The organism is Bacillus sp. FSL W8-1202 (assembly GCF_038006165.1).
GTDB lineage: Bacteria > Bacillota > Bacilli > Bacillales > Bacillaceae > Bacillus > Bacillus subtilis.
In genome coordinates, this window is sequence record NZ_JBBOUR010000002.1 from 161925 (window position 1) to 176111 (window position 14187).

The following is a 14187-nucleotide window of genomic DNA, read 5'->3' on the forward strand; positions in this document are numbered from 1 at the left end:
GCAAACACGATCAACCACATCACCTTTTAAAAGAAAGGAGCGCTAAAGCGTGAATCTCATGTGCACGATTGCAAAAGAACGGATACAGCGGGATTATTGGGAGCGGCAGGCGCAAGATAGTGTTGGCCAGCAAGAGGCGAATGACGAAACAGACGATAAAAAAACCCCGACCGCATAGCGGCAGGGGTTTTTAAAACGATTAACGAGAGTAGAACTCAACGATAAGCGCTTCGTTAATTTCCGGAGCAAGTTCAGAACGCTCAGGAAGACGAGTGAAAGTACCTTCAAGCTTTTCAGCGTCGAAAGTAAGGTATTCAGGAACGAAGTTGTTCACTTCAACAGATTCTTTGATGATAGAAAGGTTTCTTGATTTTTCGCGAACACCGATTGTTTGACCAGGTTTCACTAGGTAAGACGGGATGTCAACGCGGCTTCCGTCTACAAGAATGTGACCGTGGTTAACCAATTGGCGAGCTTGACGGCGAGTACGTGCTAAACCTAGCTTGTACACAACGTTATCAAGACGAGAATCTAAAAGAATCATGAAGTTTTCACCGTGTTTACCAGCTAGTTTGCCAGCTTTGTCAAACAAAGTGCGGAATTGACGTTCGTTTACACCGTACATGTGACGAAGCTTTTGCTTTTCTTGCAATTGCAAACCGTATTCTGATAATTTTTTACGTTGTCCTGGGCCGTGTGGACCTGGAGCGTAAGGGCGTTTTTCTAATTCTTTTCCTGTACCGCTAAGAGAGATTCCTAGACGGCGGGACAGTTTCCAAGATGGACCTGTATAGCGAGCCATAATGTGACTCCTCCTTTGGTTTTATTTTTGTGGAAAATAAAAACCGTCTGCTCTATTCGACCATGCACATTTTGTTTTCATGTATCCTCGCTCCAGCAGCAGAGAGTTACACGATACACCTTATTGATAAGGAACAAAATGAAAACATAGAAGCTGAACAAAAAGGCTGCAATATTTCACACAAAGGTCATTATATAATTTATTTGTTTTGAAGTCAACCATTTCTCCATTATTGCTTCACCGTTTATGATATAATAAACAAAAATTAGTGGTAAACTTTTAGGTGATAAAAACATGGTAGAACAAACTAAAGATCAATTATCCGCCTTTCATTATCATATGCTTGATTTTTTATTAACCAAATCTGAAAAAGTCACATTCACCGACTCTTTAATATGGCTGACTTCGGCTATTCAAACCTATTTTTCAACCCTTTGTGTTTCGCTTACACCGTCATCATCAGACTTTGTGACAAAACAGGCAGATGGAGAAGCGCGTTTTTCCGCTTCAAAAATAAACGCTTCATGTTACCTGATTGAGGACGGCTCCGGCAGGTGTTTCCATCTTGCGTGCAGGCAGGATGAAGAGATTCCTGAAGGGCTTCCGGACGTGGTTGCTTCGTTTTTAAACCAGTCGATGAAACAGGAAAGACTCTATAATAAAACGATCTACCAAAAAAAGATATACAAAATGACGGAGCTGTTCCATTCACTGCTTGATCAGACAGATGTGCTGAAGCAGCTTTTAGAAAGCTTGACCAGCACATTTTCTCTTTTTGAGTTTTCTTTATTTATATCGCACGATCAAGACCAATGTTTAGGGATTCCTGCAAAAGAGCTGTATATGGAAGGGGAAAAATCCGATTCCTTTGCGCTCAAAGTGTATTTGTCCGGAGACATTTTGCGGAAAAATGAATCTGCCGCCTATATTCCGATCAAAGGACAGCAGGGCACATACGGGGTGTTGAAGGCTGAAGGAACGGGTGACAGCTTTCTTGCTGATGCCTGCCTTGATGAAATGTCGATGTTAGCAAACGCCGCGGGAAAAGCGTTTGAAAATGCCCAGCTCTACGAACAATCCAAAGCAAGCATCGCAAATTTGGAATTGATTAATGAAACATCACGACGCCTGAATCAGCGGCTGACATTGACTGATACAATGAATGATCTGGCTGTGAGAATGGCAGAATCGTTTCAGGCAGAAGAAGTGGGATTTTTTCATATAGACCATTTTGAAAACCTAACATTGCTCCCAGGCAGCACAGCATTTTTTAAAGAAGCGAAGCAGTCAGATTTTTATAATGAGCTGAAAGAAAAGCTGTATGAAGGTGAAAAAGGGGTTTTCATCGGGAATGGCCAGTCTGTTTTTGGGAAGGCGGGGTACGGCTCGCTGATGGCTGCTCCGATGATTCAAAACGACCGGCTTTTAGGCTTTGCGGTTTTATTGAAACAGGAGCTGTACGCTTTTACATTTGAAATGTACAAGCTGTTTCAGGCGCTGATTCATCACGCGACACTGGCTGTAACCAATTCAATGCTTCGCGACCGCCTTGAGCATCTCGTGAAAACAGATCAGCTGACTGAACTGTTTTCACGAGCGTATTTAGATGAAAAAATCCAATACAGCATGAAAATCCACCAAAAGGGTGTTTTTATTCTTGTTGATATTGATAATTTTAAAAATGTAAATGATACGTACGGCCATCAGACTGGGGACGAGATTTTAATTCAAGTCGCTTCAGTGATTAAAAGCAACATCCGAAAGCATGATGTCGGTGCCCGCTGGGGAGGCGAGGAACTGGCGATTTATTTGCCAAATGTGCCGGTTGCAGTGGGGAAACGGATTACCGAGCGACTGGTTTACGCAGTCAGAAAAAATACGAAACCCGAGGTAACCATTTCCTGCGGTATATCCTGCTGGACGACAGAAACAAAAAAGTCGCTGAAAGAGCTTGTGCATGAGGCAGATGAAGCGCTCTACAGCGCGAAACGGAGCGGGAAAAACCGCTTGATGATTCATGACTCAATAAAATAAAAAAAGCCCAAAACGTGGTCTTACCCCTGTCAAGTAGACAGCCATAAAAAGCCTAAGCAACCAGTGTGTTACGGTATTCTACCGGAGCACACTGGTTTAATTTTTTCTGGAATCGTTCGTGATTATAGAACTGGATGTAATCTTTAATGCTTTTGTGGAGCTCTTTTTCAGTTTGGCATGAAGAAAAGTATGTATTCTCTGTTTTGAGGTGCGAGAAAAATGATTCGATACAGGCGTTATCCAGGCAGTTTCCCTTACGGGAATGGCTGCCCTTCAAACCAACGGTTTCAAGTCGCTTTTGATATGCTTTTGTTGTGTATTGGAATCCTTGATCAGAGTGGAGAATGGCCCCTTGGACATCCCGTTGAGCTGTTAAACTTTCCACTGTTTTCATCACCAGTTCAAGATCATTTCGCTTTGACAGTTTCCATGCGACAACCTCATTGTTGTAAAGATCTTGTACTGCAGAAAGATAATAGAATCGTTGTCCGCAAGCAATATAGGTAATATCGGTTACATATAACTGATTAGGCTGATTGGTTTGAAATTCTCGGTTAAGCCGGTTTGGCAGGACAACCGATGCCTTTCTTCCAAAATAACGACGCTTTTTTCGAATAATCGAGTGGATGTTCATCTCTCTCATCAATCTGTAAACACGCTTATGGTTGACGCAGAAACCTTCTTTCTTTAAAGCGACAGTAATCCGAGGATAGCCATAGAAAGGGCGTGAATGATGAATCGCCATGATGTGCTCTTTTATGATCTGATCTCTCTGTTGCCTTGCCATTCGAAACCTTTGAGCCTTGCGCCATTTATAGTACCCTGACCGTGACACTTTGGCGATACATACCAGCCATGTAATCGGATAACGGTCCTTCAATTCGTGAACAGCTTCAAATCGTGCTGCCTTCAAAATCCGTCCTCCCCATGCAGATTTGGATAGCGCTTTTTTAGGTATTCGACCTGTGCCTTTAAATAATCTCGTTCTTCCTCAACACTTTTAAACGTTGTTTTAGGGCGTCCAATAAAAGGATTGTCTGACTTTGTATCTTTTCCCCTTTGATCATCAAAAGACTTGCCTTCCCGATATGTTTTCACCCAATTTTTGAGCTGGGTTGAACTTCGAAGCCCTAATTCTTCAGCTAACGTGTTATAGCTTTTGTTTCCTTCCTCGTACATTTTGACAGCTTTCATCTTAAATTCTTTCGTATAGTTCTGAAAGTGTTGCCCTTTTCTCGCCATAAAAAATCCCCTCCACGTATAGTGTAACAGCCACTTTTGAAAAGCGGGCTTTTTACACTGTCTACTTAGAGGGGATAATATCAAACGATATCAGTTTTGGGCTTTTATATTACTGCGCTAACGCTTTTTCTAGCGTTTCGGCAAATTGAGTTAAGTATTTTTCATCAATTTCGTCGAAACGGTTTTTCACTGGGCTGTCGATGTCCAAGACGCCGACAATTTTTCCGTCTACACGAATCGGAAGCACAATTTCTGATTGAGACGCTGCATCGCAGGCGATATGTCCGGGAAACGCGTTTACATCCTCAACACGTTCCACTTTTCCGTTTGCGTACGCTGTGCCGCAAACCCCTCTGCCGAAAGGAATCCGAACACATGCCGGCAGGCCTTGGAACGGACCTAACACAAGCTGTCCATCCTCTTCTTTGGCAAAATAGAAACCCGCCCAGTTGACTTCAGGCAGCGAATGATACAGCAGTGCTGAGGCATTTGCATAGTTAGCTATTTGGTCTGTTTCGTCTTCGGTCATAGCTTCGAGCTGTTTTAGCAGAAGCTGATAGTCTTTTTCTTTATCTCCAGATTGTTTTTCGACATGGAACATGGAAAACCCTCACTTTTTCTATAATATAAAACAAAGTTCCGGCTTTTCTGCCGGCATTTGTCGATAAGTTCTTACAGGAACAGCGGCTTTCTGCTTGAATAGTATCAAGAGGAAGGAGTGAGCCGTATGAAAGTAAGCACCAAAGACAAAATTATTGAATCTGCTGTCATGCTTTTTAACCAAAAAGGATTTTCTGGCACGTCTGTCCGTGAAATCGCAAAGTCAGCTGATGTAAATGTTGCGCACATCTCCTACTATTTTAAAGGCAAAGGAGGCTTGATGGAACACTTAGTTTCAGAGTTTTACGAAGGCTACAGCAAAACGCTTGAAACAGCGGCAAGCAATATCTCTTCTCAAAGCACGCAGGAACAGCTTCTTCAATTGGTTTTCGATATTTTATCCTATCAGCATAATCATCGTCAATTAACTCGTTTTGTCTACCGGGAAGTCACAATTGACTCCACATTAATCAGGGAAATTATGTCGACATATCTAATGAAGGAAAAGTATATCTTCCAGCTGATCATTGAGGAAGGAGAAAAACAGCGTGAATATTTAACGCTGCCGCTGCCTCATTTTATTCTCCAATTAAAATCTCTCTTGATGATGCCCTATCTCCAGCCTCAATATATTTCAGAAGTACTCTACATGCAGCCGCACGAGCCGTATTTTTATAAAATGTATTTTGAAGAAATCAAGATTTGGATCAGAAGCGTCTTCAGGACAGGAGACGTGGCGCTCACCAACTAGCACCGTTCCAAAAACGCCTCATACGCGTATCCGACATCTCCCGCTTGATGGGCATCTGACCCAAACACAAGCGGGATCTTCTTTTGCTTCGCTTCATTCAGCATCCAATCCTCGATATAAATACCGCCAGCGTAAGTTTTTCTTAAGCCGGAAGTATTGAAGTCGAGCTCCATTCCGTTTTCTTCAATGGCATTCAGGCACAGGGAAACGAGGCCGCGAATATGCTCTGACATGCTGTATGGAAACAGCTTGATGAATTTTTGGACGAGTGTGATGTGACCGACTCTTTTTGGCTTATAGCTGCCGAGAGATGCTACAATGGAAGAATATACACTCCGGTAATATTGTTCGTATACAGCTTCAATGCTTCCGCAGGCTGAAATCAGCTCTTTGAAGGTATGCTCGTCATAATCAAGGCATAGATAGGAAGAGTCTGTGCGCAAAAAATGAACGGATAAGATGCTGTCATCTAAATATGGCCCGTATGTGTCCAGGAATAATGTAATTTCGTCTTCAAATTCAGCGATATAATCGACTTCAAGACCTGTCCGTATGCTAAGCTGTCCGCGATATTCTTTTTTTAATCCGGAAATTTCATGAATATAGCGTTCCAAAGAAGCTTGCGCCATCGCGCTGTCTTTCAGCGGCGTGGGATCGGTAAAAGAGGGCGGCAATGGGGCGTGTTCGGTAAAAGTAATCGATTCGAACCCTTTTTTTAAGGCTTCTTCTGCATATTGTCTGAGTGTGTCATTGGAGCCGTGAGGGCAAAATGGTGTGTGAATATGTCCGTCTCGCTTTTGCATTGATGTCACCCCATGAAAAAATAGTCAAATCCTGCCGATTTTGCACAAAAAGTTTTTGATTTCTGGTCAAAAAATGTTTGTTACATGGTATCATAATAACAATGAAAACGACAGTTTTTCTCAATACATATCCTGAAATCTTTCTGAATAAATAAAACACCCTGACAGATTAAGGTAAACAGCAAGGGGGCTCATTATGGAGTTTGTCATTGGATTATTAATTGTACTGCTTGCGCTGTTTGCGGCAGGCTACTTTTTCAGGAAAAAAATCTACGCCGAAATCGACCGGCTGGAATCGTGGAAGATTGAAATTCTGAATCGGTCGATCGTGGAAGAAATGTCTAAAATAAAACATTTAAAAATGACGGGTCAGACAGAAGAGTTCTTTGAGAAGTGGCGTGAAGAATGGGACGAGATTGTCACAGCCCACATGCCGAAAGTTGAAGAGCTCCTTTATGATGCCGAGGAAAATGCAGACAAATACCGGTTTAAAAAGGCCAATCAAGTGCTCGTTCATATCGACGACCTGCTGACAGCGGCTGAATCAAGCATTGAAAAGATTCTTCGGGAAATCAGCGATCTTGTCACAAGTGAGGAAAAGAGCCGTGAAGAGATTGAACAGGTGAGGGAGCGCTATTCGAAATCTCGAAAAAACCTGCTGGCTTACAGCCACCTTTACGGGGAGCTTTATGACAGCCTTGAAAAGGATCTGGACGAAATTTGGAGCGGCATCAAACAATTTGAAGAAGAAACAGAAGGCGGAAACTATATTACTGCACGAAAAGTACTGCTTGAGCAGGACCGCAATCTTGAACGGCTTCAGTCATACATAGATGATGTGCCGAAGCTGTTAGCTGACTGTAAACAGACGGTGCCCGGGCAGATTGCAAAGCTCAAGGATGGCTATGGCGAAATGAAAGAAAAAGGGTACAAGCTTGAGCATATCCAGCTTGATAAGGAATTAGAAAATCTGTCAAACCAGCTGAAACGAGCGGAACATGTCCTGATGACTGAGCTGGATATTGATGAAGCATCAGCAATCCTGCAGCTCATTGACGAAAATATTCAATCTGTTTATCAGCAGCTGGAGGGCGAAGTTGAAGCCGGTCAATCCGTACTAAGCAAAATGCCTGAATTGATTATTGCTTACGACAAGCTTAAAGAAGAGAAAGAGCATACGAAGGCGGAAACTGAGCTGGTGAAGGAAAGCTACAGGCTGACAGCCGGTGAGCTCGGCAAACAGCAGGCTTTTGAAAAGCGCCTTGATGAAATTGGGAAGCTGCTATCATCCGTTAAAGATAAGCTCGATGCAGAGCATGTCGCCTACTCACTTTTAGTAGAAGAAGTTGCTTCAATAGAGAAGCAAATTGAAGAAGTGAAAAAAGAGCATGACGAGTATCGTGAAAATCTGCAAGCGCTGAGAAAAGAAGAGCTTCAGGCGAGGGAGACGCTCAGCAATTTGAAAAAAACAATTTCTGAGACAGCAAGACTGCTGAAGACTAGCAACATTCCAGGCATTCCGAGCCATATTCAAGAGATGCTGGAGAACGCGCATCATCATATTCAAGAAACAGTCAATCAACTAAACGAACTTCCATTAAATATGGAAGAAGCCGGAGCCCATTTGAAACAAGCAGAAGAAATCGTCAACAGGGCAAGCCGGGAATCAGAGGAACTTGTCGAGCAGGTCATCCTCATTGAAAAAATCATTCAGTTCGGAAACCGGTTCAGAAGCCAAAATCACATTTTATCTGAACAGCTGAAAGAAGCGGAAAGACGTTTTTATGCTTTTGATTATGACGACTCTTATGAAATTGCAGCTGCCGCTGTAGAAAAGGCTGCGCCAGGTGCAGTTGAAAAAATCAAAGCTGACATATCCGCTTAGATAATCACGACCATGAAAAAGAGCCCGCAGTGTAATGAGCAGGCTCTTTTTTTCATTACAAAACGCCTGCGCAATAACGCAGGCGTTTTGTGACATTAACTTATTTCATTAAGCTGTTTGGATGGTCCGATGAATAAGGTCAGCACATAGCCGATAACCGCTCCGACGATTCCTGGAAGCACCCAGCCGATGCCGAGGCTGTAAAGAGGAAGATTCGCATTTAGAAACGCATCTAAAGATCCAAGTGAAAAACCGGCTGCTTTGATACCGTCTAAAATACTGAAAAGTCCTGTACCGATCAAGCATGCGATGTACACTTCGCGTCTTTCTTTAAAGATCTTATCGATGAAGGAAAGAACGATAATGACAATGGCAAGCGGATAGATAGCTGATAAAATAGGAACAGAAAACGCGATAATTTGCGCGAGTCCGAAATTCGCAATGATCAAGCTGAATAACGTGACAATCGTAACGACAATTTTATATGATAATGCCGGAATAAGTTTTGAAAAATATTGGCCGCAAGATGTGACAAGGCCGATGCTTGTTGTTAAACATGCGACTGTAATCGCTGCTCCGAGTACGATGTTGCCTAATGAACCGAATAAATAATGGGAAGACGCAGATAAAATTTTAGCTCCTTCACCAACAGGACCGATGGCATTTGTGCTTGTTGCACCTAAATAAGCAAGGGATACATAAATGAAAGTCAGCCCTAAAGCGGCAATCACACCTGCTTTAATGCATGCTGCAGCAAGAGCTTTAGACTGTGTAACGCCTTTGCTTTTTACAGCATTTACAACGACAACGCCAAATACAATTGAAGCAAGTGCGTCCATTGTTTTATAGCCTTCTAAAAATCCTTTAAAAACCGGTGTTCCTTTATATGCTTCTGTCACGGCGCCCAATCCGCCCATCGGCGTGAAGATGGCTTTGAGAACAATGATTAAAATAATTGTGAATTTGATGGGAGTCAGAATTTTTCCGACTCGATCGACAACCTTGGATGGGTTTAACGCTAAATAGTACGTAACGCCGAAAAAGATAAGTGTAAATATTAATAAAGAAAGTCTTTCTGGTACGCCAGTCAAAAACGGAACAGCGCCAATTTCATATGAAACAGTTCCTGTTCTCGGGATGGCGAATAATGGTCCGATTGATAAATAAAGCACCACAGTAAAGATTGTGCCGAAAACAGGGTGCGCTTTGTCAGCAAGGCCTTTAGCGTCCTTACCGGTTAATGCGATGGCGATAATGCCGAGAAGCGGCAGGCCTACCCCTGTCAGTAAAAATCCGCCGATGGCCTTCCAGACGTTGTGTCCGGCTGCTTGTCCAAGTTCCGGCGGATAAATCATATTTCCTGCTCCAAAGAATAACGCAAATAGCATGAAACCAATAATAATGGTATCTTTGACAGGCAGTGAGTGTTTCATGAAAAAAATCCTCCTAATAATTATGTTAAAATATTCTGTCAATTAATTGTCAGATAATATGACGAAACGAACAAATCTTATTATATGGTAAAAAAATTAGAAGTCAATACTAGTTTTTCGTAATTTTCTATTAAATTTTGTTATGGTAACATAAATATCATACCTTGTACCGCTTTCATAAAGGAGTAAAAAAGATGATATATTTAGATAATAGTTCAACGACGAAGCCTTACGATGAAGTCTTGAACGTATATGAACAGACAAGCAGCCGATACTTTGGCAATCCTTCATCTTTGCACCGATATGGAGCCGAAACGGAACAGCTGCTTCAAGCAGCCAAAAATCAAATCAAAAGGTCCTTAGGCCTAAAAAAATATGATATTGTATTTACGTCAGGCGCCACAGAAGCCAATAATGCGGCTTTAAAAGGAGCGGCTTTGTCAAAGATAAAAACAGGCAAACATATCATTGCCACTTCTATTGAACATCCATCCGTTACGGAATCGTTAGAACAGCTGAAAGAATTGTTCGGGTTTGATATCACTTATCTTTCTGTGAATGAAGACGGATTTGTTTCTATTGAAGATCTAAAAGCAGCCATCCGTCCCGATACCGTGCTTGTCAGCATGATGCATGTGAACAATGAAGTCGGTTCCGTGCAGCCGATTGAAGCGGCAGGGGAAGTGCTGAAGAAGCACCCGAACATTTTGTTTCACGTCGATTATGTGCAGGGCATCTATAAAGTGCCCTTGGCAATTGAAAAAGCCGGCATTGATCTATGTTCAATTTCCGGGCATAAATTTCACGGCCTAAAGGGGACAGGCGCACTTATTGTAAAAGAAGGAACACGCCTTATTCCGCTCATAACGGGAGGCTCTCAGCAAAAAGGCATACGGGCCGGAACAGAACATACTGCTGGTGCGGTTTCGCTTGCCAAGGCCATTAATCTTGCCTCTGCTGATTTTGACACACGGCTTGACACGATGACTGCCGCAAAGGAATTGTTTATGAAAAGGCTGAGTGAAATTGAGGGCGTCGTTATCAACACGCCTCAAATGAATAGCGCGCCGCACATTATTAATTTCTCTGTACCGGGGATTAAAGCGGAAGTGCTTTTACACATGCTTGAGGAACAGGATATTTTCGTCTCCACAACATCGGCTTGCTCGGCAAAAGAACATAAACCCAGCAAGGTTCTCTTAGAGATGGGCAAAGGTGAGCAGATTGCCGGAAGCAGCATCAGAATCAGTTTAAATTACAGCCAGACAAGCGATGTGGCAGAACCGTTTATGAACGCGCTTCGTCCTGGCATCAAAAAATTAAGGAAAATGATGAGGTAGAACATGAATTACGATCATATATTAATTCGTTTTGGGGAAATTTCGACCAAAGGCAAAAACAGAAAAAGCTTTATTGAGCGCTTAAAACAAAACATCAGACTCGTTTTGAAAGACTATCCGAATTTAAAATACTTTTCCAACAGGGATCGTATGACGATTACATTAAATGGAGAGGATCCTGAGGCTCTTTTTCCTCATTTAAAGCAAGTGTTTGGGATTCAAAGCTTCAGCCTGGCAATTAAATGTGACAGCCGCCTTGATGATATTAAGGCAACCGCACTAAAGGCTATCAAAGATCAGTATAAACCAGGTGATACGTTTAAAGTCGCGACAAAGAGAGCGTATAAACAATTTGAATTAGATACAAACCAGGTGAACGCTGAAATCGGCGGCCATATTTTGCGAAATACAGAAGGATTGACGGTCGATGTTCGCAACCCAGACATCCCGCTCAGAATCGAAATCAGGGAAGAAGCAACATTTTTGACAATTCGTGATGAAAAAGGTGCAGGCGGGCTGCCAGTTGGTTCAGCAGGAAAAGCGATGCTGATGCTTTCTGGCGGTTTTGACAGCCCTGTGGCCGGTTTTTATGCGATGAAACGGGGACTGTCGGTAGAAGCTGTTCATTTCTTCAGCCCGCCATACACGAGCGAGCGCGCAAAGCAAAAGGTAATGGATCTGGCGAAATGTCTGTCCCGTTTTGGGGGAAGCATGACACTTCATATTGTTCCATTTACAAAAACGCAAGAGCTCATCCAAAAACAAATTCCTGAAAATTACACAATGACGGCAACCCGCCGCCTCATGCTTCAGATCGCCGACAGAATCAGAGAAAAGAGAAACGGGCTTGCCATTATTACGGGAGAAAGCCTCGGTCAGGTAGCGAGCCAAACGCTTGAAAGCATGTATGCAATTAATGCGGTGACGTCAACACCGATTTTGCGTCCGCTAATCGCCATGGACAAAACAGAAATCATCGAAAAATCACGGGAAATTGGCACATATGAGACAAGCATTCAGCCGTTTGAAGACTGTTGCACGATCTTTACACCGCCAAGCCCGAAAACACGCCCTAAAAAAGAGAAAATTGAACACTTTGAAAGCTTTGTTGATTTCGAGCCGTATATTCAAGAAGCGGTAGATAACATTGAGACAATGACCCTGTATAGCGAACAAGAAGCTAACGATAAATTCGCTGAACTCTTTTAAATCAATTTTCAGCTCCTGTATACAATTACCAAAGTTTTTCTGAATGAAGCCATGTGTTTTGACACATTCTATACTCACAAGGAGGTGAGACACATGGCTAACAATAACTCAGGTAACAGCAACAACCTTTTAGTACCAGGAGCTGCTCAAGCGATCGACCAAATGAAATTAGAAATCGCTTCTGAATTCGGTGTAAACCTTGGAGCAGACACAACTTCTCGCGCTAACGGTTCTGTCGGAGGAGAAATCACAAAACGTTTAGTATCTTTCGCTCAGCAGCAAATGGGCGGAGGACAATTCTAATTTACAATTTCACATAATGGCTTAGGAGTGGGGTATCCCCACTCTTTTTCATTTTTTACATATAAAAAAGGACCAGCGGCCTATAAAATCTATGTTTACAGAGGTTGCTTTTAGGCATATTCTTACGGAAAGAGCCTGTATTTATGTATAATGGGTGGAGAAAGTGAGGAGTTGTTCGTGTTAAAACGTGAAGATTTAATTGCCCCTGTGCAATATAATTTAGTGAATGAAATGGAAAAGTTCAGTGCTGCTGGACAAAAAACCGCTCTTCTGTGGGAGGACGAGTCGGGCAAGCAAGAATCTTGGTCGTATGAAAAGCTGATGGAAGAAACAAATAAAATCGGAGCGGCCTTAGCTGATCTTGGATTTAAAAAGGGAGACAAGCTGATTGTAATGGTACCGCGGGTGCTTGAAGCCTATGCTGTTTATTTGGCTATCCTGAAATCAGGAATGGTTGTCATTCCGTGCTCCGAAATGCTTCGCGCGAAAGATCTTGAATACCGGATTGAACATGCAGAGGTAAAAGGCGCTATCGTCTACTCCGAATTTATTGGCGCTTTCCGGGATGTCAGTACGGCTGACAAACTGATTACACTGTCTATTGGTGAAAATGATGCCGGCTGGAAAAACCTCTTATCAATTGAAGCGGACGGAAGCCAATTTAAAACAGCTGACACAACAAGAGATGATATGGCTTTCTTATCTTATACATCCGGGACAACAGGTCAGCCGAAAGGTGTTGTACATACACATGGATGGGCATTTGCTCATTTAAAAACATCTGCCGGCGCTTGGCTTGATATTTCTGAAAAGGATATCGTCTGGGCAACTGCTGCCCCTGGCTGGCAAAAGTGGGTATGGAGTCCGTTTTTAGCGGTGCTTGGCAGCGGAGCAACCGGTTTTGTGTACCACGGCAGATTCAAAGCAGAAAAATATCTAGAGCTTTTAAATCGCTACAAAATCAATGTTTTCTGCTGCACGCCGACAGAATACCGCTTAATGGCGAAGGTTGAAGGCTTGGACCGCTTTGATCTTTCTGCCCTGCACAGCGCTGTTTCCGCAGGTGAGCCGCTCAATCGAGAAGTCATTGATGTTTTCCAAAAGCACTTTGGCATTAAGGTACGGGACGGATATGGCCAAACAGAAAGCACGCTTTTGGTTGGTGTTTTGAAAGATACGCCTATTAAACCGGGAAGCATGGGAAAACCGACACCGGGAAATCAGGTGGAGATCATAAATGAAGACGGTGAAATCTGCAAACCTGGTGAGGTTGGCGATATCGCTGTTCACCTCAGTACGCCTGCGCTCTTTAAAGAGTATTTTAAAGATCCGGAAAGAATGAAAACACAAATTCGCGGCGATTATTTCCTAACGGGAGACAGAGCAAGAAAAGATGAGGAAGGTTACTTCTGGTTTGAAAGCCGAAATGACGATATTATTATCAGCTCCGGCTATACGATCGGGCCTTTCGAGGTGGAAGACGCGCTTGTTAAGCACCCAGAAGTAAAAGAATGTGCTGTTGTCGCGAGCCCTGATGAAATCAGAGGCTCCATTGTAAAGGCATATGTTGTCCTGCAAAATCATGAAAAACGCAGTGATGAGCTTGTCAAAATGCTGCAAAACCATGTGAAGACGATTACCGCTCCATACAAATATCCTAGAGAAATTGAATTTGTGGAAAGCCTGCCGAAAACGGCTTCTGCAAAAATCAGACGAGTGGAATTAAGAAAACGTGAAGAACAGCTCAAAGCCAATAAAAAGGCGTAAAGAAAGAGAGTGAACGTG

The 14187-nt window shown here is 42.8% G+C and carries 13 protein-coding genes; 8 read left to right on the forward strand and 5 right to left on the reverse strand.

Annotation, left to right across the window (positions count from 1 at the left end):
* Nucleotides 1–49: 49 nt before the first annotated feature.
* Nucleotides 50–178 (forward strand): small protein SR7P, encoded by a 129-nt coding sequence (gene sr7p, locus NSQ09_RS20865; protein WP_014480565.1) that lies wholly within the window; start codon nt 50–52, stop codon nt 176–178.
* 21 nt (nt 179–199) lie between these two features.
* Here the strand turns inward: sr7p and rpsD are convergent, their stop codons facing one another.
* Nucleotides 200–802, reverse strand: a complete 603-nt coding sequence (gene rpsD, locus NSQ09_RS20870; RefSeq protein WP_003229304.1) for a 30S ribosomal protein S4 — start codon at nt 800–802, stop codon at nt 200–202.
* 294 nt (nt 803–1096) lie between these two features.
* On the opposite strand from rpsD, the gene NSQ09_RS20875 reads away from it, so the two are divergent.
* Nucleotides 1097–2836 (forward strand): diguanylate cyclase domain-containing protein, encoded by a 1740-nt coding sequence (locus NSQ09_RS20875; protein WP_041340255.1) that lies wholly within the window; start codon nt 1097–1099, stop codon nt 2834–2836.
* Between the two features lie 52 nt (nt 2837–2888).
* Here NSQ09_RS20875 and NSQ09_RS20880 read toward each other — a convergent pair.
* Together NSQ09_RS20880 and NSQ09_RS20885 are read right to left on the reverse strand one after the other, a co-directional pair.
* Nucleotides 2889–4078 (reverse strand): IS3 family transposase gene (locus tag NSQ09_RS20880; protein ID WP_088272564.1). Its coding sequence is split into 2 segments (ribosomal slippage): nt 2889–3778 and nt 3778–4078, totalling 1191 coding nucleotides; the frame shifts between segments, so codons are not numbered across the junction.
* A 109-nt stretch (nt 4079–4187) separates the two neighbouring features.
* A complete protein-coding gene (locus NSQ09_RS20885; protein WP_014477664.1) occupies nt 4188–4679 on the reverse strand; it encodes a GAF domain-containing protein in 492 nt (163 codons plus the stop codon).
* Between the two features lie 126 nt (nt 4680–4805).
* On the opposite strand from NSQ09_RS20885, the gene refZ reads away from it, so the two are divergent.
* Entirely contained in the window at nt 4806–5429 is a 624-nt protein-coding gene (gene refZ / locus NSQ09_RS20890) for a transcriptional regulator RefZ (protein ID WP_014477663.1), read from the forward strand.
* Here refZ and hisJ read toward each other — a convergent pair.
* Entirely contained in the window at nt 5426–6232 is an 807-nt protein-coding gene (gene hisJ / locus NSQ09_RS20895; RefSeq protein WP_017695724.1) for a histidinol-phosphatase HisJ, read from the reverse strand. The genes refZ and hisJ overlap by 4 nt on opposite strands.
* Nucleotides 6233–6428: 196 nt before the next feature.
* On the opposite strand from hisJ, the gene ezrA reads away from it, so the two are divergent.
* Nucleotides 6429–8117 (forward strand): septation ring formation regulator EzrA, encoded by a 1689-nt coding sequence (gene ezrA / locus NSQ09_RS20900; protein ID WP_032726414.1) that lies wholly within the window; start codon nt 6429–6431, stop codon nt 8115–8117.
* Between the two features lie 95 nt (nt 8118–8212).
* On the opposite strand, the gene brnQ is transcribed toward ezrA, so the two are convergent.
* Nucleotides 8213–9550, reverse strand: a complete 1338-nt coding sequence (gene brnQ, locus NSQ09_RS20905; protein ID WP_017695726.1) for a branched-chain amino acid transport system II carrier protein — start codon at nt 9548–9550, stop codon at nt 8213–8215.
* Between the two features lie 194 nt (nt 9551–9744).
* Between brnQ and NSQ09_RS20910 the strand changes: the two genes are divergently transcribed.
* From NSQ09_RS20910 to mbcS, 4 genes are all read left to right on the forward strand, one after another.
* Nucleotides 9745–10890, forward strand: a complete 1146-nt coding sequence (locus NSQ09_RS20910; protein WP_021480314.1) for a cysteine desulfurase family protein — start codon at nt 9745–9747, stop codon at nt 10888–10890.
* Nucleotides 10891–10893: 3 nt separating this feature from the next.
* Nucleotides 10894–12099: a tRNA uracil 4-sulfurtransferase ThiI gene (gene thiI, locus NSQ09_RS20915; RefSeq protein ID WP_017695728.1), complete on the forward strand. Its 1206-nt coding sequence runs from the start codon at nt 10894–10896 to the stop codon at nt 12097–12099.
* Nucleotides 12100–12192: 93 nt separating this feature from the next.
* The gene (gene sspA / locus NSQ09_RS20920; RefSeq protein WP_095843875.1) at nt 12193–12402 is read left to right on the forward strand and encodes an alpha type acid-soluble spore protein SspA; all 210 of its coding nucleotides are present in this window, start codon (nt 12193–12195) and stop codon (nt 12400–12402) included.
* Nucleotides 12403–12579: 177 nt separating this feature from the next.
* Nucleotides 12580–14169, forward strand: a complete 1590-nt coding sequence (gene mbcS, locus NSQ09_RS20925) for an acyl-CoA synthetase MbcS (protein WP_017695730.1) — start codon at nt 12580–12582, stop codon at nt 14167–14169.
* Nucleotides 14170–14187: the final 18 nt, after the last annotated feature.